Genomic DNA, 21,329 nt, shown 5'->3' with positions numbered 1-21,329 from the left:
CATTGGAGAATATATCATGGCTGGAGAGATTCCTGATCTCGTAGCTCTGGAACGGACGGGGACAGGCAAGGGCGCCGCTCGTCAGACCCGCCGCGAAGGCATGGTTCCGGGCGTTGTTTTTGGTGGCGACAAAGATCCGCTGGCAATCAAGATCCCGTTCAACGAACTGTTCAAGCGCCTGAAAGCAGGCCGTTTCAAGTCGACCCTGTGGAACCTGAAGGTTGAAGGCCACGAAGACGTACGCGTCATCTGCCGCGACGTACAGCGTGACGTCGTCAAAGACCTGCCGACCCACCTGGATCTGATGCGCCTGCGTCGGACCACCAAGATCGCGCTGTTCATCCCGGTTGAATTCGTCAACGAAGAAGCAGCCCCCGGCATCAAGAAGGGCGGCGTTCTGACCGTTGTTCGCCCAGAAGTCGAACTGATGTGCACCGCTGGCGACATTCCTGAGAAGATCACCGTTGATCTAACAGGCATGGAGATCAACGACGTTGTCACTATCTCGTCGGTTGACCTGCCCGCAGGCACCAAGCCGACCATCGACCGTGACTTCGTGATCGCCAACGTTTCGGCACCGACCGGTCTGTCGACCAGCGACGACGAAGAAGGCGAAGAAGTGGCCGCAGACGAAGTTGAAGTCGTCGGCCAGGAAGAAGCTGAAGAATAAATCCGAACTCGAATTGTCGGATTGTGAAACGGGGCCTAGTATCGGGCCCCGTTTTCTTTTGGCACCGGGCTAGAAAACGGATGCCATTTCATGCCATCACCGCTCTGCGCTGAAGGCATGCGAAAGAGGATTGAGGCATGAAATTGTTTGTCGGCTTGGGGAACCCGGGATCGAAATATGCCCGCAACCGGCACAATATCGGCTTCATGGCGCTGGACCGGATTGCCGAAGATCACGGTTTCTCCCCTTGGAAATCCAAGTTTCAGGCCGAGATTGCTGAAGGGCGTCTTGGGCACGAAAAGGTGCTTCTGATCAAGCCGCAGACTTTCATGAATCGCTCGGGTCAATCCGTGGGCGAGGCGATGCGGTTCTACAAGCTCGACTCAACCGACGTGACCGTTTTTCATGACGAATTGGACCTTGCGCCCGGCAAAGTACGGGTCAAGGCGGGCGGTGGTCATGCCGGGCACAATGGGTTGCGATCCATTCATGAGCATATCAGCCCGGCCTATGATCGAGTGCGTTTGGGCATCGGACATCCCGGACGGAAAGAGATGGTCTCGCCCTATGTTCTGGGTGACTTTGCCAAAGCCGATGGGGACTGGCTGGAGGACGTACTGCGCGGCGTTGCAGACGGCGCGGGCCATCTTGCGGATGGTGACGGCGGCAAGTTCATGAATGCGGTGGCTTTGCGCACCGCCCCGCCCCGCTCTTCCACCTCGTCAAAGCCCGAAAAATCGGCCCCAAAACCCGAGGCGAAGCCTGTCCCCGAAGACGACAACCGCTCGGCCATGCAAAAGCTGTTGGACAAGTTCAAATAGCCTGCGCCCTTGGTGCCGTAGGGTCTTGATTGCGGAATGCGTAGTCTCGCGCTCCTATATCAACCGAGAGGGAGGCATTTCATGAAAGCTCTGTTCAAATGGGTGTTGCGGATCAGTCTGGCATTGGTCCTGGCCGCAGTGGTTGTCAGCGTCTGGAAACGCGAAGAGATTCAACGTCTATTGGCCGTGAACTCTCTGTTTTCCGAAGAGAAGATCGTCCAGAATTTCTCTCACATGGATGAGGCTTTCCTGACCGCCAATCTGCCCCGAGGCAACGGTCCGACATGGGAGCTGCCCTACGGCCCCGGTTTTGACCTGCCCGAAGGGACCGATGACTGGATCGAGGATCGCGCCGTGACCTCGCTTCTGGTGATGCAAGACGGTCAGATCAGGTTCGAGGAGTATTATCTGGGGACAGGTCCCGACGACCATCGCATCTCGTGGTCGGTGGCCAAAAGCTATCTTTCGGCGCTTCTGGGGATTCTGCTAGACGAAGGCGCGATCACATCGCTTGATGATCCGGTGGTGAAATATGCGCCCAACCTGACCGGCAGCGCCTATGAGACCGCCTCGATCCGCAACGTGCTGAACATGGCCAGCGGGGTGGTCTTTGACGAGGACTATTTTGACCCGAACTCTGACATCAACCGGATGGGTCGCGTTTTGGCCCTCGGGGGCGAATTGGATGATTTCACCATCGCGCTACAGGACAGCTTCATCGAACCTGGGGAGAGCTGGCAATATGTGTCGATCGACACCCATGTCATCGGTATGGTGATCCGTGGCGCCACCGGGCGCAGCGTCACGGAGCTGATGACCGAGAAGATCGTGCAGCCCTTAGGGCTGGAACGTGACGGCTACTATGTCACCGACGGCGCTGGCGTGGCTTTTGTGCTGGGTGGTCTGAACTTCACCACGCGCGACTTCGCGCGCTTTGGCCAAGTGATCCTGCAGGGCGGAGAGCATGACGGCGAGCAGCTGGTGCCCGCGGAATGGGTCAAGGAATCAACCTGGCCCAGCGCCCCGACCGAGCCGGGAAAAATCGGCTACGGCTATCAGTGGTGGATCCCCATTGGTGCGCATGAAGGAGAATTTCTGGCCCGCGGGGTCTATGGGCAATATATGTATTTCGACCAGCCTCGTGGCGTTCTGATCATGACAACCGGTGCGGATCGCAAATTCCGTGATCCGGGCGTCAACGAGCAGAATGTCGAAATGTTCCGCAGTATTGCGCAAAGCCTGTAGGGTGAGCCTCATGCAGAAAGAAGACAGCATCAATGTTCTCGGCGGCGTCCTGGCCGATTGCTCGAAAGACCCTTTGACCGGGTTCTTCCGGGATGGGGCGTGCAACACCTGCATCGAGGATCAGGGCAGCCACACTGTCTGCGCCGTCATGACGGCTGAGTTTCTGGCTTATTCGAAATACGTTGGCAACGACCTCAGCACCCCTCGACCCGAGTTTAACTTTCCGGGCCTCAACCCCGGGGACAGTTGGTGTCTCTGTGCTGGTCGCTTCCTTCAGGCGCATGACGAAGGCTGTGCGCCCAAGGTGCATCTTGAGGCCACGCATCAGCGGGCGCTTGAGATCGTGCCGCTGGACATCCTGCGCCAACACGCAGCGCGCGCCAATTGACGGCGGGCACGGAATACTCTCTATACCAAAAGCCAGCCGACATTTCGTTTCGCCAGCCTGAATCACGACAGAATGGGGAAAACCATGAGCTTTATCGCAATGAACCGTTTCAAGGTCCGGCCCGGCAGTGAAGCCGATTTTGAGAATGTCTGGAAGGAACGTCAGAGCCGTCTGAACGAGGTAAAAGGGTTTCAGGAGTTCCGCCTGCTCAAAGGGCCCGAAGGCGACGGATATCGCCTGTATTCCAGCCATGTGATCTGGGACAGCCGCGCAGATTTCGAAGCCTGGACCAAGTCGGAACAGTTCCGCGACGCGCATAAGAATGCAGACAACAGCAAGACCCAAACCGCCCTTATGGGCCCACCGCAGTTCGAAGGATTCGAAACCGTCCTGCAAGAGGGCTAAAGAAAAACCGGCCCTTTCCGGGGGCCGGTTCCATCCGCTTGACCGAATGTTAGTCCGCCGTGCGGCCTTCGGTGTCCGACATGTCGAAGTTCAGGTATTTTGCGACGGTCTGCACGTCCTTGTCACCGCGTCCGCACATATTCATGCAGATCAGGTGATCCTTGGGCAGATCAGGCGCGATCTTCATCACATGGGCCAGCGCGTGGCTGGGCTCCAGCGCCGGGATGATGCCTTCGGTGGCACAGCACAGTTGGAAAGCCTCAAGCGCCTCTTTGTCAGTGATGGCGACATAGTTCGCACGACCGATATCGTTCAGCCAGGAATGCTCGGGCCCGATGCCCGGATAGTCGAGACCAGCCGAGATCGAATAGCCTTCCAATATCTGGCCGTCATCGTCCTGCAGCAGATAGGTCCGGTTGCCATGCAGCACGCCCGGACGACCACCGGTCAGCGAAGCGCAATGCTCCATCTTCTCGTTCACGCCCTTGCCGCCCGCTTCGACGCCGACGATGTTGACCTCTTTGTCGTCGAGGAACGGGTAGAACAAGCCCATCGCGTTTGAGCCACCGCCAATGGCAGCGATGATCGTGTCGGGCAGACGGCCCTCGGCCTTCATCATCTGCTCTTTGGCTTCCTTACCGATGATCGACTGGAAGTCGCGCACCATAGCCGGGTACGGGTGCGGACCAGCCACGGTGCCGATGCAGTAGAACGTGTCGCGCACATTGGTCACCCAGTCGCGCAACGCGTCGTTCATCGCGTCCTTCAGCGTTCCACGGCCCGAAGTCACCGGAATCACCTCAGCCCCCAGCAGACGCATGCGGAACACGTTCGGCGCCTGACGCTGCACGTCATGCGCGCCCATATAGACGATACATTCCAGGCCGAACTTGGCGCAGACGGTGGCCGTGGCCACACCATGCTGCCCTGCCCCGGTTTCCGCGATGATCCGGGTCTTGCCCATACGGCGTGCCAGAATGATCTGGCCCAACACGTTGTTGATCTTGTGTGCACCGGTATGGTTCAGCTCATCGCGTTTCAGATAAATCTTGGCACCACCCAGATGCTGGGTCAGCCGTTCTGCGTAATAAAGCGGCGAGGGGCGCCCGACATAGTTCGCCCACAGGTCGTCCATCTCGGCCCAAAACGTCGGATCGTCCTTGGCTTTGTCATATTCCTCTTCCAGCGACAGGATCAGCGGCATCAGCGTCTCACTGACAAAACGCCCGCCGAAAATGCCAAAACGCCCCTGTTCGTCAGGGCCGGACATGAAGGAATTGAAAAGATCGTTGGCCATGGAAGTCTCCCGCGTCGTATCCGTTGTTCATAGGAGGTAGCGGCAGGTTTTGCCATGGGCAAAACGCCTCATTCGGCAGCCAAGGTATGATGCCGCCAAAGCTCAAGCGCTTGCTCAGCCGTTGGGATCCCTATGCAAGGGAAATGGTGGAACTGGTTCACATCCGCCAAGCGGTTCGCCTCCAGCATCAGGCGACGGTGTGGGCCTGATTGGGCGAAGGTCAGCATCGCCTCGATATCGTGCCAAACGCTGAGCGAGAAATAGAGACCGTCTTGACGGAAAGTCGCCGCATACAAGCATAGCGGATCGCCCCGCGCCTGACGCAAAGCCTGCCCTGCTCGCCAGAAAAATTCTGGCGCGTTGTACCAGTGTTTCAGGGAAACGCCACCTATTGCCGCCAGCATGTTTGTACCCCTCCGTCGAGAGATACGGCGCGTTAGCGAGATCAGATCACCGCGTCGCGTCAATAAATGCCTTCATCAGGGCAGCATCTTTGACCCCCGGAGCGCTTTCGACGCCGGATGCGACATCAACCTGGCGCGCGCCGGTCATGCGGATCGCCTCGGCCACGTTGTCGGGGGTCAAACCACCGGCCAGCATCCACGGCTTGCGCCAGTATTTGCGCCCCGCCAGTAGACGCCAGTCAAAAGCCAACCCATTACCACCCGGCAGAACAGCATTCTTTGGCGGCTTGGCGTCAATCAATAGCTGATCCGCCACATCACTGAACGCATCAATGGCGGCCAGATCAGCCTCATCGGCTACCCCGATCACCTTCATCACCGGCAAGCCATACCGGTCCTTGATCTGTTGCACGCGCTCGATCGACTCGCCCCCATGCAGCTGCAGGATATCGAACGGAGCGTTCTGCGTGATGTCGTCCAATACCTCATCCGGGGCATTCACCACCAAGGCCACCTTGGCCACGCCCGCCGGTACATGGGTCGCCAACTCGGCGGCCTGCTGGGGCGAAACATAGCGGGGGGACTTGGCGAAGAAGTTGAACCCCAGATACCGCGCGCCTGCATCAACAGCAGCGCGCACGTGATCAGGGGCGGTCAAACCGCAGATTTTGACAGACACATCAGGCATTGCTTTGGCTCAGCTTGCCTCATCCAGAATGGCGAGAACCTCGTCCTTGCCTTCATTCTGCTTCTTCTTGAGCTTCTTGACCTCGCGCTCAAGCTTGCGCACTTCGCCTTTTTTGACGGTCGCATCGCGACGATGCTTATGCTCGCGCATCCATTCCCACAGGAACCCGATGACCAGACCGGCCACAACGCCGCCCAGCACCACCAGAAACAGCGGTAGTGAGGTAGACAGGTTGAAACCTAGAAGCTCGGCCAGAGGGTCGGGCATCAGCTTGAGTTCAACGGATTCCACATTGGCAAGGGAGACTGAGATCAGGATGATCCCCAGCGCCCCCAGAAAAGCATATCGAATGTAGCGCATCATAAGGTCAGGCTTTACCGTTCAATCGGTCCCTAAGCAACTTACCCGTCTTGAAAAACGGCACACATTTTTCTTCGACCTGCACAGTTTCGCCGGTGCGCGGATTGCGACCCACGCGGGCGTCGCGCTTTTTCACCGAGAACGCGCCAAATCCGCGCAGCTCAACCCGGTCGCCCCGCGACATCGCGTCTGTGACTTCCTCGAAAACTGTATTCACAATCCGCTCGACATCGCGTTGATACAAATGCGGGTTTTCATCAGCAATTTTTTGAATCAATTCAGAACGGATCATGCGCGCTACCCTCCCAGGCGACCGGTTTACCATCTCTAGTGTTCTGGACAGTATAGAAAAAAACCCGGTTCGGGGGAACGTAAACTCTGTGTGTTGTAGCTGCTATTTCGGGCAAACTCGCATGATTTTTAGCTTGAACACCCAAAATCCCGTTCATGCACATAGTATGTACATTTTAGCGCCCAATTTGGGAACTTGTTGATTCGCAACAAAAACGGCCCCGCACACATGTACGGGGCCGTTGATTTGTATCGGGTCAGAGACCGGGTTTAGTCGCCGGATTTCAGCGCTGCACCCAGGATATCGCCCAGCGATGCGCCTGAGTCGGAGGAACCGTACTGTTCCACGGCCTCTTTCTCTTCGGCGATCTCGCGTGCCTTGATCGACAGGCCCAGACGGCGGGTCTTGCTGTCGACGTTGGTAACGCGGACGTCGACCTTGTCGCCGGTGTTGAAGCGCTCAGGGCGCTGCTCAGCACGATCACGCGACAGGTCCGAACGACGGATGAACGACTTCATGCCTTCGTATTCGACCTCGATGCCGCCATCTTCGATCGCGGTGACTTCAACGGTGATGACCGAGCCACGCTTCACGCCGCCTACGGCTTCGGCGAACTTGTCACCGCCCAGGGCTTTGATCGACAGCGAGATACGCTCTTTCTCAACGTCAACTTCCGAGACAACGGCCGAAACCATATCGCCTTTGCGGTAGTTCTGGATCGCATCCTCGCCACGCTCGTCCCAGGACAGGTCCGACAGGTGAACCATGCCGTCGATGTCGCCTTCGAGGCCAATGAACAGACCAAATTCGGTGATGTTCTTGACTTCGCCTTCGACCTCGGTGCCCTCGGGGTGAGTTTCTGCAAACACTTCCCATGGGTTGCGCTGAGTCTGCTTCAGGCCCAGAGACACGCGACGCTTGGCGCCGTCGATTTCCAGGACCATGACGTCGACTTCCTGGCTGGTCGAAACGATCTTGCCGGGGTGGACGTTTTTCTTGGTCCAGGACATCTCGGAGACGTGCACCAGACCTTCGACACCAGCTTCCAGCTCGACGAACGCGCCGTAGTCGGTGATGTTGGTGACGCGACCCTGATGGACCGAACCCAGCGGATACTTGGCAGCAACCAGATCCCACGGATCTTCCTGCAGTTGCTTCATGCCCAGGCTGATGCGGTGGGTCTCTTTGTTGATCTTGATGACCTGAACCTTGATGGTTTCGCCGATCGTCAGGATCTCGGACGGGTGGTTCACACGGCGCCATGCCATGTCGGTGACGTGCAACAGGCCGTCAACGCCACCCAAGTCAACAAATGCACCGTATTCGGTGATGTTCTTGACAACACCCTCGACGGTCTGACCTTCGGACAGGTTGCCGATGACTTCGGCACGCTGTTCGGCACGCGATTCTTCCAGGATAGCGCGGCGCGACACAACGATGTTGCCACGACGACGGTCCATTTTCAGGATCTGGAACGGCTGCTTCAGACCCATCAGCGGGCCAGCGTCGCGCACGGGGCGAACGTCAACCTGCGAGCCGGGAAGGAACGCAACTGCGCCACCCAGATCGACGGTGAAGCCACCTTTGACGCGACCGAAGATTGCACCTTCGACGCGCTGGTCGTCGGCATATGCTTTTTCCAGACGGTCCCACGCCTCTTCACGGCGGGCCATCTCACGCGAGATGACAGCTTCGCCACGGGCGTTTTCTGCGGCGCGCAGGTAAACTTCGACCTCGTCACCAACAGCGATTTCAGGGGCTTCGCCGGGATTTGCGAATTCTTTCAGATCAACGCGGCCTTCCATTTTATAGCCTACGTCGATGATGGCTTGGCCGGCTTCGATCGCCAGAACCTTACCTTTGACAACAGAACCCTCTTCGGGTGTGTCCATTTCGAAGCTTTCATTCAGGAGGGCTTCGAATTCCTCCATGGATGCGTTAGCCATGTGGCGTTGTTTTCCTTTACATACGTTTTTGCTGGCCGAGCGGTTGTTTCCGCCGGTCTTGTTTCATGATGTCTTAGGGCGTGACCCGGTGCGCATCTGACTACACAAACACAAAGGGCCGAGGTAACCCGGCCCTGCTCAGATACGTCATCCGGACGTTAACCGCCCTTGTTCAGACAGCGCGCGTATAGGCTGTTTCAGCCAGATACGCAAGGGCAAAGCCTAAATCGCGGCACCGCAACGGGTGTCGAAGATTACTTTGCCCAATCCTATGCGCCCTAGAACAATTGCAGGTCCTTCGCACCGCTTTGGATTTCGGCCAGGTTCGGCATGTTCTGCACCACAACAGGAGTCGGCTTTGCGCCCGGCATGGCCACAGTAGGCTTCACTGCAGCCGCCTTGCCAAAAGCTGGCTTCTTCAACTCACCCCGAATATCGCGCAGAAGCGTTTTGTGATCCGGCATTGTTTGCAGAATCTCATTGAGATGCATGCGCGCGCCCTTCCACCAGTGGAACCAGATCGGTTTTTTCAACGGACGCAGTCGATCACGGATGCCTTCGCCATAGCCCGTATCATAGACCTGTTTGCCCAGCAGAACCGTTTGATAGACGCGGTGATCGAATAGGGATACGAACTCGATATCATGCTCCATCGGCAAGCGATGCTGCCAGAGTTCAAGGTTCTCGGCCAACCTGTCAGGCAGTTTCATTTCGGTCCGCGCGTCGATCCAGTATTGGTCATCGGTGCGGTTACCAAGGCGGTAGTGCAAACAGATAAACTCCAAAACTTCGTTGTAGAGCTTGTCCATCTGCCGGTTGTAGCGCGTCCGCAAGGCCGGTTCGATGTCCTGCGTCGGCAGATGCTCGGCAAACCAGCGCACGGAATGGTCGATCATGTGAATCGCGGTGCTTTCCAACGGCTCGATGAACCCGCCAGATAGGCCGATCGCCACGCAGTTCTTGACCCACGCGTTTCGCACGCGCCCAACGCGCATCGGGATCACGCGCGGCGTCAGACCCTTGCCGCTGTCGCCCAGCCACTCAAGATATTCATCTGCTGCCTGATCATCCGTCCGGTGCGCAGACGAAAACACATAGCCCGTGCCGACTCGGTTGAAGAGTGGCACGCGCCATGTCCACCCCGCCCCAAGCGCGGTTGAGCGGGTCAGGCTTTCAATCTTTTCCGGATCCGGATGTTCAATCTGCAACGCCATGGCCCGGTCATTCGGCAGATAGTCCGAGTAATCCATGAAGGGTTCACCCAGAGCCTGATTGATGATCAGACCACGGAACCCTGTGCAGTCAATGACCATTTCAATGTCATGACGGCCTTTGCGCTCGAGCATCAGGTGACTGACATTGCCCTGCTCATCCAGCTCGACCGATTGCACCTCATCCTGAATATGCTCAACACCGCGCTTGGTGCAGACCTTGGTCAGCATGCCCGCGAACTTCACGGCGTCCAGGTGATACGCGTAACCAAAGCGCTGCTCGAATTCCGGTGCCCCCAAGGGCCGAGCGCCCTTGCACATCCGACCCAGATCATCATGCGGCGAAATGGACTGGGTGAAATCCCGATCCCCGTTGCCAAAACGCAGGAAATACTCGGCCGTCTCCAACCCCTCCAGCATCTGACCATGGGCAAACGGGTTCACATAGTCGATGCGATTGCCCTTGGCGTCCTTGTTCCAATTGCAGAACTTCACGCCCAGCTTGAATGAGGCATTGGTTTCGCGAAAAAAGTCCCGTTCGGAAATGCCCGCTTGCCTCAGCGTGACCGGCATTCTCGGAACCGTTGCCTCACCCACACCGACGGTCGAGATATTGGGGCTTTCGATCAGGCAGATACGTGGGCGATCCTTGGGCGCGGAGGTGCGAGACAGCACCATCTCCAAAATCAACGCGGTCATCCAGCCCGCGGTCCCACCACCCACGATGGTGATTTTGCGCAAACGTTTGGTCATGTTTGTCTGTCCCTGTTGGCTTAGGGAATTTTGTGGCTACTTCCCCCTTTTTTGGAGGTTTCCGGCGGCCTTCCCTTTATTGCTTGTGAGGGGAGCATAACAGTTTTGTTACGTCTGGCTAGGGTCCTATCGATATGGCTGTTTTACCTTTCTTGAGCAGAGGCTTACTAGGTTTCACCTGTTTTTCTTAGCCCCAAATTGATAGCGCCAAAAATCCGGAAACGCCGAGCTGTGTCAAATTGAAACGCGGTCAAATACCGATTTCAGATTTCCTCGCCCTTTTTCAAAAGCTCATCGATCAGCTTACGTTGCATATCGCCACTGTCCCCCCCTCCGAACTCAGCCGCCCCACCGGAATACAGCGTGCCATAGGTGTTGGCGATGTTCACCGTCTGCGCCAGACCCGAGATCAGCTGATCCTTTTTCAGCGGCGACAGAGGATGGATGAACACGGCCCACAGGGTTCCGTTGGCAATCGCATAGCGCGCGTCCAGCGTGCTGTCGAAATTGGCCTGCATCATCCGTTGCAGATCCTCCACAGACAGATCTGCCGTGCTGCTGATAGGCACCATAGCGCGCATTCGATCGGCCACTACATCGGTGATCACCAGAACCGGCACATCCGCAACGGTGATCTGGAACCCCGGCCCGCTGCGCTGCGTTTCCGGATCAAGCGCAAAAAGAATCCTGCCCAACCGCTCATACGTCATCGGAGGTTCGCCCTCAGGCACGGGCGGTTCGGCCTGCTGCGCGCTCACGCTGCCGGCGATGAGGAACAAAATCACAGCTAGTCGGATCATGAGGCCGCTCCCATAGTTGCCCCCCTACCTTAGAAAGCAACCGGGTCACTGGCCAAACAAAGCTGTGTGATGTGTTTTTGCGTGCAATCCGGATATTTGAACGATCTGCACAGTTTCGTGGCCTATCTGCGATTACACGTACAGAACTCCTGTCCTAACTTTGTCACATCGGCGGAGGGAAACCTCAGCCCGGATCTGAAAATGAAAGGATGACCCAAATGAAATCGCTCGTCTTCACTGCTTTTGTTGCTGCGCTTGCCCTGTCAGCCCCGGCCTTTGCTGCGGATGAAATCAACGTCTCAAAAGGCATCTCCGCGGCTGGCGCGCCGCTTGCTGCGCATGGGGTGGATCTGGTCGCGCTGGTCAACAGCGGCAACCCGGTCGAGGGTTTTGCAACCCACTCGGCCACCTATGATGGCGCGTCCTACTACTTCACCACCGCCGAAAACCGCGAGGCGTTCGAGGCCAACCCAGCGGCCTACCTGCCCCAGCACGGCGGCTTCTGCTCGTTCGGTGTTTCGGTCGGCAAAAAGTTCGACGGGGACCCGGATCAGTACCTGATCGCGGACGGCAAATTGTTCCTGTTCCTGAACGCAGAAACCCGCGACGCCTTCCTGAAAGACGTGGTTGGCACTGCCAAAACCGCTGATGACCAGTGGGCAAACATCAAGAGCATCGCCGTCGGCGAACTCTGATCCGCTCAGACAACGGCCCGCAGCTACGCTGCGGGTCTTTTCTGTGTGATGATTTCGACGGCCTTTGCCAAAGCGTCGTCAATGCTCAGTTCGGACGTGTCCAGCAGAACTGCGTCTTCGGCGGGCTTCATGGGGGCGGTGCTACGCTCCGCATCGCGCGCATCCCGTTCGCGCACATCGGCCAGGACCTGATCACGCGTTACATCAGACCCTTTGGCGCTAAGTTCCAAAAACCGGCGTTCAGCCCGCACCTCCGCGCTGGCAGTGACGAACAACTTTACCTCAGCCTCGGGGCAGATCACCGTCCCGATATCGCGCCCATCCAATACTGCACCGCCCGCGCGCCGGGCAAAGGTACGCTGGAAATCAACCAGTGCGGCCCTTACCTCGGGGATGACCGCAACCTTCGAGGCTGCCTGCGCGATTTCAGCTGTGCGAAGATCGCCTTGCCCCAATTCTTCTGCGGTCAGAGCTTGGGCCGCCGCGACGGGTTCGACTCCATCCAACACGCGCCGCCCAACCGCGCGATACAGAAGCCCCGTATCCAGATGAGCGAACCCGAAATGCGCCGCAACGCCTTTCGAGATCGTCCCCTTGCCCGCCGCCGCTGGGCCATCAATAGCGACGGTAAAGCTCATACCCGTTCGACCTTAGCGCCAAGCGAGGCCATCAGCGGCTCGAAGATCGGGAACGAGGTTGCGATCGGCCCGCCATCATCGACTGAAACGGGCGTTTTTGCGCCCATGCCCATCACCATGAAGGACATCGCGATCCGGTGGTCCAGAAAGCTCTCGCAGGTGCCGCCGCCGGGAACGTTGCCTATACCCAGCCCTTCGACCGACCACCAATCATCGCCTTCATTCACGGTCAAGCCATTGGCCCGCAGACCGCGCGCCATCGCATCGATCCGATCGCTTTCCTTGACGCGCAACTCTTTCACGCCAGCCATCATCGTGTTGCCGGTCGCATTGGCCGCCACCACGGACAGAACCGGATATTCGTCGATCATCGAGGCGGCGCGCTCGGCCGGGACCTCGATCCCCTTCATGTTGGGCGAGTATTTGGCACGCAGATCGGCAACGGGCTCACCGCCCTCTTCGCGTTCGTTTTCATAGGTCAGGTCCGCGCCCATCTCACGCAGAGTGGTGAACAGGCCCGCGCGGGTCGGGTTCAGACCGATGCCGGGCACCAGCACGTCCGAACCGGGGGTGATCAGCGCCGCGCAAACCGGGAAAGCTGCGCTCGACGGGTCACGCGGCACGGCAATGACCTGAGGTTTCAGCTCGGGCCGACCGGTCAGCGTGATCACGCGGCCATCATCTGTATCTTCAACGGTGATCTCGGCCCCGAAACCAGACAGCATCCGCTCTGAGTGGTCACGAGTGGCTTCTTTCTCGACCACAACGGTCTTGCCGGGGGCGTTCAGGCCCGCCAGCAGAACGGCCGATTTCACCTGCGCCGAAGGAACCGGAACCTCATAGCGGACCGGGGTCGGTTCCGCTGCGCCCACGATGGTCATCGGCAGGCGTCCACCCGAGCGGCCAACCGACTGCGCGCCGAACAGCGCAAGCGGATCTGTGACCCGCGCCATCGGGCGTTTGTTCAAGCTAGCATCACCCGTGAAGGTCGCCGTGATCGGAGACGTCGCCATTGCACCCATGATCAGCCGCACGCCGGTGCCCGAGTTGCCACAATCGATCACCTGATCGGGTTCGGCAAAGCCACCGACACCGACACCATGCACGGTCCATTCACCGCCGCCATGGTCGGTCACCTCGGCCCCGAAGGCACGCATGGCCTTGGCGGTGTCCAGAACATCCTCGCCCTCAAGCAGGCCCGAGATCTTGGTTTCCCCAACCGCCATCGCGCCAAGGATCAGTGACCGGTGCGAGATCGACTTGTCGCCGGGCACCTCAGCCGTTCCGTTCAACGGGCCGCAGGGATGCGAGGTCATCGGGATGGGCGTGCCGTGTCCGGACATGGGGGCTCCTGTTTTCGCTATCAGTCCATGCCGATTAGCGAATTGGGACCAGTTGGTCCAGCGGCAATGAGGGTATGGGTGCCTCTCAGGTCTCTCCCAGCCATTTTGCCGGGTTTTCCTCGGCGATTTGGCGAAAGATCTCTTCGCCCAGAACGTTGCGCAACCGGATACAGACCGCCTTTTCCGACAGCGCCTCTTGCCGGGTCATGTAGTAATCCGACCCGAACAAAACGCGCGACCGCAGGCGTTCGCTTTCCTCATCCTCGCCCATCAGGAACAAACGCAGGAACGGCGCATAGTCTTCGAACTGGAAAAGGGTGTAGGAGATATCCGTCCACAGGCCTTCGAAGTCTCCGCTGCCGATCAAGTCGCGAATGGATCTCAGCCAATTCCGGTTGAATGCATCGTCCAAAGGGTCGCTGTGATCGGGATTGACGTAGGCATGCCAGTCTCGCTGCCCACCAAAATGTGCCAGACAGATCCGCAGGTTGGGAAAAGCGCGCATCACCGGGATAAACGCCTCAGGCTCTGTATAGCGGTCGGCCCAATAGTCGGAAAGATACCGCCCCTGAACCCCGCCACGCGAACAATGCGACATCACCGGCAGGTTTTTGTCCTGCAATCCCGGATAGACATGCTGCATCAGAACCGGGTCATTCGGTGCAAACCCTAAACGGGGATAGAGTTTGACCCCGCGAAACCTCAGATCATCAATGGCACGCCACAGTTCAGTGGCATTGGGATCAGCCCGCGGGTCAATCGTTGCAAAGGGAATCACCGAGGGGCCAACCTCAGGGTCAGTGGACAACTGTGCCAGTTCGTCATGCTGGTCGCGCAGCGGCACCTCGGGCGCGCCGAAGCCAAAGGCCGACAGATCCATCGGTAAAACGACAAAACGGGTGTCGCTGGGGTAGTGTCGCTGCAGGTTGTCCAGAATCTCGCGCTGGCTGCCCTCATCCGTTTCCTGCTGAAAACGATAGAGCCGATCCAATTTTTCGGCGACGCCAGGCTGGCCGATCAGTCTGGCACCGAAAGCCAGAGCCTTGATCAACCATGGCATCTTCTTGAACGGTTTGAGCGCCGGATAGGGATAGTCCTCGGGCACGTGGCGCGAGTGAAACAGATGCGTGTGGCAGTTGGTAATCCGAATATCAGACATGGTAATCCTTGAATTAAGCTATGCTGAAAACGCGTAACGCGCACAGCCTAGCATAGCGTGCAGGATTACAAAAATTTGAAACCGATCAGGCGTCCGTCCGGCGGAAGGTCAGATAGTGCGGTGTCCGCCCTTCCCGCAGGGCCTTTTGCTCATAGCGGGTCGATATCCAGTCGTCCCAAGGCTCGCGCCAATCGACAGGGCGTTCAGCCAACCACTCGAAACCAGCGCGTGGTACTTCCTCAAGCGTCTGGCGCACGTAGTCAGGAATGTCGGTGGCCACGCGGAAGATCGAGCCGGGCTTCAGGACACGCGCCAGAGGCTCCAGATGTTCGGGCGTCACGAAGCGGCGGCGGTGGTGGCGCGTTTTGGGCCACGGATCTGGGTAGAGCAGGAAGGCGCGTGAAATGCTGGCTTCTGGCAGCACATCGAACAGGTCGCGCGCGTCACCGGGATGCACCGCGAGGTTTTCGACCCCAGCCTGACGGATCTTGCCGAGCAACATGGCGACGCCGTTGATGTAAGGCTCGGCCCCGATGATTCCGATATCGGGGTTGTTCGCGGCCTGATGCACCAGATGTTCGCCACCGCCAAAGCCGACCTCAAGCCAGACATCCTTGCCGCCAAACAGCGCATCGAGGTCGAGCGGGTGGCGTTCGGGGTTCGTTTCCCAATCGACAGCACCGGGCGACAGGGCATCGAGGTCTTCGTTCAGATACGTCTTCTGGCTTTGCTTCAGGGTTTTGCCCTTGAAGCGGCCATAGAAGTTTCTGCGGGGGCGTTGGGGTGTCTGGTTGCTCATGGCGGTGCCCTTACTGTGGCGCGCGTCTTGTGACAAGGGGCTGACCCTCGGAGCATCTCGAAAAAGAGAAAGGGCGCATCCTGCGAGACGCGCCCCTTTTGTCTTGGATCAGACCGCCGCTTTTAGGGCGTCGATGAGATCAGTGCGTTCCCAGCTGAAGCCGCCATCGGCAGCGGGTTCACGGCCGAAATGACCGTAAGCTGCGGTGCGCTGATAGATCGGCTTGTTCAGTTGCAGATGCTCACGAATGCCGCGTGGCGTCAGATCCATGACCTGACCAACAGCTTTTTCGATCACGGCGTCTGCGATCTGGCCGGTTCCATGGGTGTCGGCGTAGATCGACAGCGGTTTGGAGACGCCAATCGCATAGCTCAGCTGGATGGTGCAGCGTTCTGCCATGCCGGCGGCAACCACGTTCTTGGCCAGGTAGCGCGCGGCATAAGCTGCCGAGCGGTCCACCTTGGTTGGGTCTTTGCCCGAGAACGCTCCGCCACCATGAGGGGCTGCGCCACCATAGGTGTCGACGATGATCTTGCGACCCGTCAGGCCCGCATCTCCGTCCGGGCCTCCGATCACGAACTTACCGGTCGGGTTCACGTGCCATTCGGTATCAGCGCTCAGCCACCCTTCGGGCAGGGTCTCAGAGATGTAAGGCTCGACGATCGCACGGATGTCGTCCGAGGTCAGCGCTTCATCCAGATGCTGCGTGGACAGAACGATCGAGCTGACGCCAACCGGCTTGCCATCGCGGTAAACAACGGACAGCTGCGATTTCGCGTCCGGGCCCAAAGCAGGCTCGGTGCCGTTTTTACGTACTTCGGCCAGACGACGCAGGATCGCGTGCGAATACTGGATCGGTGCCGGCATCAGCGCAGGGGTTTCAGTCGTGGCGTAGCCGAACATGATGCCCTGATCGCCCGCGCCCTCATCCTTGTCACCAGACGCGTCAACGCCCTGAGCGATGTGAGCGGACTGTTCATGCAGCAGGTTCGTCACTTCGACTGTTTCGTGGTGAAACTTGTCCTGCTCGTAACCGATATCCTTGATACAGGCGCGCGCGATCTCGTCGATGCGCCCCATATAGTCGTGCAGCTTTTCCTGATCAGACAGACCTACTTCGCCACCGATGACAACCCGATCGGTCGTAGCAAAGGTTTCGCACGCCACGCGCGCTTCGGGTTCTTCATTCAGAAATGCGTCGAGTACGGCGTCCGAAATCCGGTCACAGACCTTATCGGGGTGCCCTTCGGAAACTGATTCCGAAGTAAAAGTGTAGTTCTGTCGGGACATAAATGTGCTCCATTGAAGTTCCTCTGCCACGCCAGGAAGCCGTTGTGACAGGCAACAAGGGCATACGCGCCTTGCGAAATGACGTCAATCGGAAACTAGGCGCTGCGCGGCCGCAGCATGCGCCACAGCAACACGGCCAACAAGAGCAAGACCGCGAACACGGGCAGGTCCCCCGTGCGGGAATAAACCGTCGGCGCAAGAGGCAACGGCAGATCGGCGTCCACAAACCCGGCCTGCCCCAAAGGAAGCGATGCGGTAATCCGCCCCAAAGGGTCGATCATCCCCGAAATGCCGGTATTGGCGGACCGCATAAGTGGCAGCCCCTGCTCAATCGCCCGCATCTGGGCCTGGGCAAGATGCTGGTAAGGGCCAGAACGGGTTCCGAACCACGCATCATTGGTGATCTGCAAGATGAAATCGGCGCGTTCCGGCGCGCCGTTTACGTCCTGGGGAAAGACGGCCTCGTAGCAGATCAGCGGCAGGGCTTGACCCAGCTTGCCCGCCTGCAACACTGCAGGCCCCGGCCCCGAGCTGAACCCATGACCAGCCGTTGTAGCCATGCCGTGAATACCAAAACGGGCCATCAGGTTTCCGAACGGGACATATTCGCCAAACGGGGCCAGATGGTGCTTGTCATAAAGGCCCGTCTGCTGCCCGTTCTCATCGAGATAGATCATGGAGTTGTAGATGCGCGGGCCGTCCCCTCGCTGAATGCCCAGAATAACCGGAACGCCCTGAGCCGCGTCCGTGGCGGCCTCAAGATAAGGATCGGCGCTGCTGAGCCACGCCGGAATTGCAGTCTCGGGCCAGACGATCAGGTCGGGACGTGGCTCTGCCGCGGTGAATTCGATCTGCCGAGCGAAGAAAAGGGGCGCATATGCAGGATCCCATTTCTGATGCTGAGGCGCATTCGGCTGGATCAGTCGGACAGTGTTTTCACCATACTCTATGGTCGGCCTGCTGGAGGCGTAGACCATGGCAAGAGCGGCGGCACCGGCGAACCCAACGAACGGAACCAAAAGCGAGCGAAGAGCTACAGGTTGCACCATCGCCGCCCCAAGCGGAAACGTCACTGCGAAGGTCAGCGCAGCCAGCCCATACGGACCAACCAAAGACAAAAGTTGCGCAAACGGTGTGTCGACCCAGACCTGCGCAACCCCGGCCCAAGGGAAGCCGGTCAGAAGATAGCCGCGACCAAACTCGGCCAGTGACAATGTCAGTGCCAGCAACGCAGCCTGTCGTACAGCCGGAGCATCAACCCGCCGCGCCGCCCAGAATGCCGCCGCCCAGAACAAAGCCAGGCCGCCAGCCATGAAGACCAGCGCAAACGGAGCCATCCACGCATGGCGCTCGGCGTCCACTTGGAAAGGCTCGATGATCCAACTCAGCGCATGGGCGAAGTAGCCGGTGGCAAAGGCCCAGCCCAACCACGCGGCACGGGCGCGGGTTTCACAGGCCAGAAAAAACGCCGGGATCAGGATCAGCGCAATCAGAGTCAGCGGCCAGTAGCCGAACGGCGCCAAGCCATAAGCGCCCAGCGCCCCTAAGGCCCCTGAAGCACCCAAACTAAGCCAGAAAGGCCAACCCCGGACAGGGATCATGCAGCGACGTCCGGCAACATGACGCGCAGACGCTTGATGCGGCGCGGGTCGGCATCGATCACCTCAAACTCCGGGCCTTCGGGATGCAGTACAACCTCACCCCGCGCCGGCACACGACCCGACAGCATGAAGACCAGACCGCCCAGAGTTTCGATCTCTTCCTCGTCCACATCCTCGTGGCTGGTCAGAGAGCGCCCGATCTCAGCCTCGAAATCCTCAAGCGGAACGCGGGCTTGCACGACGTAGCAACCCGGCTTTTCCTGCAGCCAAAGCTGATCTTCATGCGCGTCATGCTCATCGGCGATTTCGCCGACGACCTGCTCAATCAGGTCTTCGATGGTCAACAATCCGTCAACGCCGCCATATTCGTCTATCACCAACGCCATGTGACGGCGTTCTGTCTGCATCTTGGTCAGCAAGACGCCGATCGGCATCGAGGGCGGCACAAACAGCAGCGTGCGCAGCATCGAGGTCAGGTCGAACTCGGCCCCGCCGCCATTGAACCCATGGGTCAAGGCAAAATCCTTGAGGTGGACAAAACCGAGCGGCGTATCCAGCGTACCTTCATACACGGGTATCCGCGACAGGCCGCTTTCGCGAAAGACCTGAGCCAGCTCATCCTTGGAAATCGTTGAGGGGACTGAGACGATTTCAACGGTCGGAATGGCGACATCCTCAACCCGCTTGCGACGCAGGTTTACCATGCCGCGATGTTGATTGTCGGTTATTTCATGCCCGTTGACCGGAGGGCTTTGCTCCTCTTCAGTCCCCGAGATGGCATCCATAATCCGCGAAAAGAAACCGCTTTTCTCTTCAATGTCCAAATTCTCAGACTGCGCGCTTTGCGCCGCCCTAGAACTGCCGTCTGTATCGCCCATTGTCCTCTTCCAATTGATCGGGTGAAATAACCCGCTTCACCTATTATATGGGTCATTGATACCCAGTTTGCCAAGTATCTTGACCTCAATCCCTTCCATCAAGGTCGCATCGAGGTCACGAATGTGATCATACCCCAGCAAATGCAACGTTCCGTGAACGATCAGATGAGTCACGTGATCAGACATGGATTTGCCCGCCTCAGCAGCCTCGCGCGCGCAGGTGTCGTATGAGATCGCGATATCCCCAAGCGCGATTTCGCCTGTGAAATCGGGTTCCGGCAGTTCGGGCGTTTCACCCGCAACTTCCGCTGCGAGGTCTTCGGCGGGCCAGCTCAGAACGTTCGTCGGTGTCGGCTTTTCCCGGAACTCTGCGTTCAGTTCGGCAATTCTGGTGTCATCGCAGGCCAGCAGGCTGACCTCACACAAATCCGGATCCAGCCCGCAAAGGTGCAGAACCGCCTCGACCGCGCGGAAGGACAGAGGCTCCAGCCCCTGCCAGCGGTCGTCTTCCACGGTGAGTTCAAGGTTCATGCTGTCGCCTCAAAGCCTGATGTCGGGCCTTGAGCTATCCTGTCTCGCGCCCTGAATCGGCCTCATACGCTTCGATGATTGCGGCGACAAGCGGATGCCGCACCACATCTTTCGAAGTAAAGTAGTTGAAGCTGATATTCGGGATCGTTTTCAGCAGGCGTTCAGCATCCGCCAGTCCGGATTGAACCCCACGCGGCAAATCGACCTGAGACCGGTCACCCGTGATGACCATGCGGCTGCCTTCGCCCAGACGGGTCAGGAACATTTTCATCTGCATGGTCGTCGCGTTCTGCGCCTCGTCCAGCACCACAAACGCATTGGCCAAAGTCCGCCCTCGCATAAAAGCCAACGGAGCGATCTCGATTCGCTTTTCCTCGATCAGTTTAGCGAGCTGTTTTCCGGGCAAAAAGTCGTTCAGCGCGTCATAGAGCGGCTGCATATACGGATCGACCTTGTCCTTCATGTCGCCCGGCAGATAACCCAGCTTTTCCCCGGCCTCGACCGCAGGACGGCTGAGGATGATGCGGTCCACATGGCCGCCGATAAACATCGACACGCCAACGGCAACGGCCAGATAGGTTTTACCGGTACCCGCCGGGCCGATTCCGAAGGCCAGTTCATTCTGGAAAAGCGACTGCACATAGGCTTTTTGCGCATCCGTGCGGGGTTCGACCAGCTTTTTGCGGGTCTTGATCTCAACGGTACCGCCCTTGAACATCTCAAGCTGGTCGCCGTCCCGACTGCCTGTACCCTGTTCTGAGCCGCCCATGCGCAACTCTCGGTCCACGTCGGCGGCTTCAACCTCGCGCCCGCCTTCCAGACGGGTGTAGAGGGCCTGCAAAACCTCTATGGCGTTTTTCTGCGAATCCTCTTCGCCCATCACCACCAACTGATTGCCGCGGCGCACAATCTGGACCGAGAGCTTCTGTTCGATCTCGGTCAGGTTGCGGTCATATTCGCCACATAAATCAATCAACAAGCGGTTGTCGGGGAATTCTACAAATGCCTCGCGCTGGGGCATCTCATCTTGCGGTGGGGTCAGGGCACCGATGGCCAATCCGTTCTCCTGTCTTGGCGTTTCACCTTGAGCGTAGACAAGAACTCGGACCGGGTGC

At 58.5% G+C, this 21,329-nt stretch carries 23 protein-coding genes and 1 riboswitch; of the genes, 6 read left to right on the top strand and 17 right to left on the bottom strand.

The window, feature by feature from the left end:
- Positions 1-16: 16 nt before the first annotated feature.
- From ACR0I8_RS11795 to hmuQ, 5 genes are all read left to right on the top strand, one after another.
- Positions 17-670 (top strand): 50S ribosomal protein L25/general stress protein Ctc, encoded by a 654-nt coding sequence (locus ACR0I8_RS11795; RefSeq protein WP_170472082.1) that lies wholly within the window; start codon positions 17-19, stop codon positions 668-670.
- 137 nt (positions 671-807) lie between these two features.
- Entirely contained in the window at positions 808-1,491 is a 684-nt protein-coding gene (gene pth / locus ACR0I8_RS11790) for an aminoacyl-tRNA hydrolase (RefSeq protein WP_170691078.1), read from the top strand.
- 81 nt (positions 1,492-1,572) lie between these two features.
- Positions 1,573-2,736 carry a serine hydrolase domain-containing protein gene (locus tag ACR0I8_RS11785; protein ID WP_170691076.1) on the top strand — a complete coding sequence of 388 codons (1,164 nt, stop codon included), beginning with the start codon at positions 1,573-1,575 and terminating at the stop codon, positions 2,734-2,736.
- A 10-nt stretch (positions 2,737-2,746) separates the two neighbouring features.
- A complete protein-coding gene (locus tag ACR0I8_RS11780) occupies positions 2,747-3,124 on the top strand; it encodes a DUF2237 domain-containing protein (RefSeq protein ID WP_170377719.1) in 378 nt (125 codons plus the stop codon).
- 84 nt (positions 3,125-3,208) lie between these two features.
- Positions 3,209-3,529 (top strand): heme-degrading protein HmuQ, encoded by a 321-nt coding sequence (gene hmuQ / locus ACR0I8_RS11775; protein WP_170691074.1) that lies wholly within the window; start codon positions 3,209-3,211, stop codon positions 3,527-3,529.
- Positions 3,530-3,578: 49 nt separating this feature from the next.
- Here hmuQ and trpB read toward each other — a convergent pair whose 3' ends face one another.
- The 8 genes from trpB to ACR0I8_RS11735 form a co-directional block, all read right to left on the bottom strand.
- Positions 3,579-4,826, bottom strand: coding sequence for a tryptophan synthase subunit beta (trpB, locus tag ACR0I8_RS11770; RefSeq protein WP_170640473.1), 1,248 nt, complete (start codon positions 4,824-4,826; stop codon positions 3,579-3,581).
- Between the two features lie 68 nt (positions 4,827-4,894).
- Positions 4,895-5,230, bottom strand: a complete 336-nt coding sequence (locus ACR0I8_RS11765) for a hypothetical protein (RefSeq protein WP_170691072.1) — start codon at positions 5,228-5,230, stop codon at positions 4,895-4,897.
- 46 nt (positions 5,231-5,276) lie between these two features.
- Positions 5,277-5,918: a phosphoribosylanthranilate isomerase gene (locus ACR0I8_RS11760; RefSeq protein WP_170691070.1), complete on the bottom strand. Its 642-nt coding sequence runs from the start codon at positions 5,916-5,918 to the stop codon at positions 5,277-5,279.
- Positions 5,919-5,927: 9 nt separating this feature from the next.
- Entirely contained in the window at positions 5,928-6,278 is a 351-nt protein-coding gene (locus ACR0I8_RS11755) for a lipopolysaccharide assembly protein LapA domain-containing protein (protein WP_170489348.1), read from the bottom strand.
- Positions 6,279-6,285: 7 nt separating this feature from the next.
- Complete coding sequence (gene ihfB, locus ACR0I8_RS11750) at positions 6,286-6,570, bottom strand: integration host factor subunit beta (protein WP_008758048.1); 285 nt, start codon at positions 6,568-6,570, stop codon at positions 6,286-6,288.
- A 269-nt stretch (positions 6,571-6,839) separates the two neighbouring features.
- Positions 6,840-8,516: a 30S ribosomal protein S1 gene (gene rpsA / locus ACR0I8_RS11745; protein WP_170377709.1), complete on the bottom strand. Its 1,677-nt coding sequence runs from the start codon at positions 8,514-8,516 to the stop codon at positions 6,840-6,842.
- Positions 8,517-8,794: 278 nt separating this feature from the next.
- Complete coding sequence (locus ACR0I8_RS11740; protein WP_170691069.1) at positions 8,795-10,480, bottom strand: tryptophan halogenase family protein; 1,686 nt, start codon at positions 10,478-10,480, stop codon at positions 8,795-8,797.
- Between the two features lie 263 nt (positions 10,481-10,743).
- Entirely contained in the window at positions 10,744-11,280 is a 537-nt protein-coding gene (locus tag ACR0I8_RS11735) for a hypothetical protein (RefSeq protein WP_170691067.1), read from the bottom strand.
- Between the two features lie 218 nt (positions 11,281-11,498).
- Between ACR0I8_RS11735 and ACR0I8_RS11730 the strand changes: the two genes are divergently transcribed.
- On the top strand, positions 11,499-11,975 hold the full coding sequence (locus ACR0I8_RS11730) for a YHS domain-containing (seleno)protein (RefSeq protein WP_170691065.1): 477 nt from the start codon (positions 11,499-11,501) through the stop codon (positions 11,973-11,975).
- Between the two features lie 23 nt (positions 11,976-11,998).
- Here ACR0I8_RS11730 and cmk read toward each other — a convergent pair whose 3' ends face one another.
- The 9 genes from cmk to ACR0I8_RS11685 form a co-directional block, all read right to left on the bottom strand.
- Positions 11,999-12,613: a (d)CMP kinase gene (cmk, locus tag ACR0I8_RS11725; RefSeq protein WP_170691064.1), complete on the bottom strand. Its 615-nt coding sequence runs from the start codon at positions 12,611-12,613 to the stop codon at positions 11,999-12,001.
- Entirely contained in the window at positions 12,610-13,956 is a 1,347-nt protein-coding gene (gene aroA / locus ACR0I8_RS11720; RefSeq protein ID WP_170691062.1) for a 3-phosphoshikimate 1-carboxyvinyltransferase, read from the bottom strand. The genes cmk and aroA overlap by 4 nt, the downstream gene beginning before the upstream one ends.
- A gap of 85 nt (positions 13,957-14,041) precedes the next feature.
- Positions 14,042-15,115 (bottom strand): amidohydrolase family protein, encoded by a 1,074-nt coding sequence (locus tag ACR0I8_RS11715; protein ID WP_170691060.1) that lies wholly within the window; start codon positions 15,113-15,115, stop codon positions 14,042-14,044.
- An 85-nt stretch (positions 15,116-15,200) separates the two neighbouring features.
- Positions 15,201-15,914 carry a tRNA (guanine(46)-N(7))-methyltransferase TrmB gene (gene trmB / locus ACR0I8_RS11710; protein WP_170377694.1) on the bottom strand — a complete coding sequence of 238 codons (714 nt, stop codon included), beginning with the start codon at positions 15,912-15,914 and terminating at the stop codon, positions 15,201-15,203.
- Positions 15,915-16,022: 108 nt separating this feature from the next.
- Positions 16,023-17,204: a methionine adenosyltransferase gene (gene metK / locus ACR0I8_RS11705; protein WP_170691058.1), complete on the bottom strand. Its 1,182-nt coding sequence runs from the start codon at positions 17,202-17,204 to the stop codon at positions 16,023-16,025.
- Between the two features lie 5 nt (positions 17,205-17,209).
- A riboswitch (SAM-SAH riboswitch) is annotated at positions 17,210-17,258 on the bottom strand.
- Positions 17,259-17,299: 41 nt separating this feature from the next.
- Complete coding sequence (lnt, locus tag ACR0I8_RS11700) at positions 17,300-18,805, bottom strand: apolipoprotein N-acyltransferase (RefSeq protein ID WP_170691057.1); 1,506 nt, start codon at positions 18,803-18,805, stop codon at positions 17,300-17,302.
- Positions 18,802-19,683 carry a hemolysin family protein gene (locus ACR0I8_RS11695; protein ID WP_170691055.1) on the bottom strand — a complete coding sequence of 294 codons (882 nt, stop codon included), beginning with the start codon at positions 19,681-19,683 and terminating at the stop codon, positions 18,802-18,804. Before ACR0I8_RS11695 ends, lnt begins: the two co-directional genes overlap by 4 nt.
- 36 nt (positions 19,684-19,719) lie before the next feature.
- The gene (gene ybeY / locus ACR0I8_RS11690; protein WP_170691053.1) at positions 19,720-20,214 is read right to left on the bottom strand and encodes an rRNA maturation RNase YbeY; all 495 of its coding nucleotides are present in this window, start codon (positions 20,212-20,214) and stop codon (positions 19,720-19,722) included.
- Between the two features lie 34 nt (positions 20,215-20,248).
- On the bottom strand, positions 20,249-21,271 hold the full coding sequence (locus ACR0I8_RS11685) for a PhoH family protein (RefSeq protein ID WP_170691052.1): 1,023 nt from the start codon (positions 21,269-21,271) through the stop codon (positions 20,249-20,251).
- Positions 21,272-21,329 lie beyond the last annotated feature (58 nt).

The organism is Ruegeria sp. BG9, assembly GCF_056538305.1.
Note: the sequence above shows the minus strand (reverse complement) of the source record. Positions and strands in the feature narration are given on the sequence as shown.

Coding starts and splice junctions, on each gene's coding strand:
- ACR0I8_RS11740 (WP_170691069.1), bottom strand. CDS start 10,480: ATGACCAAACGTTTGCGCAAAATCACCATCGTGGGTGGTGGGACCGCG.
- ACR0I8_RS11785 (WP_170691076.1), top strand. CDS start 1,573: ATGAAAGCTCTGTTCAAATGGGTGTTGCGGATCAGTCTGGCATTGGTC.
- ACR0I8_RS11755 (WP_170489348.1), bottom strand. CDS start 6,278: ATGCGCTACATTCGATATGCTTTTCTGGGGGCGCTGGGGATCATCCTG.
- trmB (WP_170377694.1), bottom strand. CDS start 15,914: ATGAGCAACCAGACACCCCAACGCCCCCGCAGAAACTTCTATGGCCGC.
- ACR0I8_RS11735 (WP_170691067.1), bottom strand. CDS start 11,280: ATGATCCGACTAGCTGTGATTTTGTTCCTCATCGCCGGCAGCGTGAGC.
- ihfB (WP_008758048.1), bottom strand. CDS start 6,570: ATGATCCGTTCTGAATTGATTCAAAAAATTGCTGATGAAAACCCGCAT.
- rpsA (WP_170377709.1), bottom strand. CDS start 8,516: ATGGCTAACGCATCCATGGAGGAATTCGAAGCCCTCCTGAATGAAAGC.
- ACR0I8_RS11715 (WP_170691060.1), bottom strand. CDS start 15,115: ATGTCTGATATTCGGATTACCAACTGCCACACGCATCTGTTTCACTCG.
- ACR0I8_RS11795 (WP_170472082.1), top strand. CDS start 17: ATGGCTGGAGAGATTCCTGATCTCGTAGCTCTGGAACGGACGGGGACA.
- cmk (WP_170691064.1), bottom strand. CDS start 12,613: ATGAGCTTTACCGTCGCTATTGATGGCCCAGCGGCGGCGGGCAAGGGG.
- aroA (WP_170691062.1), bottom strand. CDS start 13,956: ATGTCCGGACACGGCACGCCCATCCCGATGACCTCGCATCCCTGCGGC.
- ACR0I8_RS11780 (WP_170377719.1), top strand. CDS start 2,747: ATGCAGAAAGAAGACAGCATCAATGTTCTCGGCGGCGTCCTGGCCGAT.
- lnt (WP_170691057.1), bottom strand. CDS start 18,805: ATGATCCCTGTCCGGGGTTGGCCTTTCTGGCTTAGTTTGGGTGCTTCA.
- hmuQ (WP_170691074.1), top strand. CDS start 3,209: ATGAGCTTTATCGCAATGAACCGTTTCAAGGTCCGGCCCGGCAGTGAA.
- ACR0I8_RS11695 (WP_170691055.1), bottom strand. CDS start 19,683: ATGGGCGATACAGACGGCAGTTCTAGGGCGGCGCAAAGCGCGCAGTCT.
- metK (WP_170691058.1), bottom strand. CDS start 17,204: ATGTCCCGACAGAACTACACTTTTACTTCGGAATCAGTTTCCGAAGGG.
- ACR0I8_RS11765 (WP_170691072.1), bottom strand. CDS start 5,230: ATGCTGGCGGCAATAGGTGGCGTTTCCCTGAAACACTGGTACAACGCG.
- trpB (WP_170640473.1), bottom strand. CDS start 4,826: ATGGCCAACGATCTTTTCAATTCCTTCATGTCCGGCCCTGACGAACAG.
- pth (WP_170691078.1), top strand. CDS start 808: ATGAAATTGTTTGTCGGCTTGGGGAACCCGGGATCGAAATATGCCCGC.
- ACR0I8_RS11730 (WP_170691065.1), top strand. CDS start 11,499: ATGAAATCGCTCGTCTTCACTGCTTTTGTTGCTGCGCTTGCCCTGTCA.
- ACR0I8_RS11760 (WP_170691070.1), bottom strand. CDS start 5,918: ATGCCTGATGTGTCTGTCAAAATCTGCGGTTTGACCGCCCCTGATCAC.
- ybeY (WP_170691053.1), bottom strand. CDS start 20,214: ATGAACCTTGAACTCACCGTGGAAGACGACCGCTGGCAGGGGCTGGAG.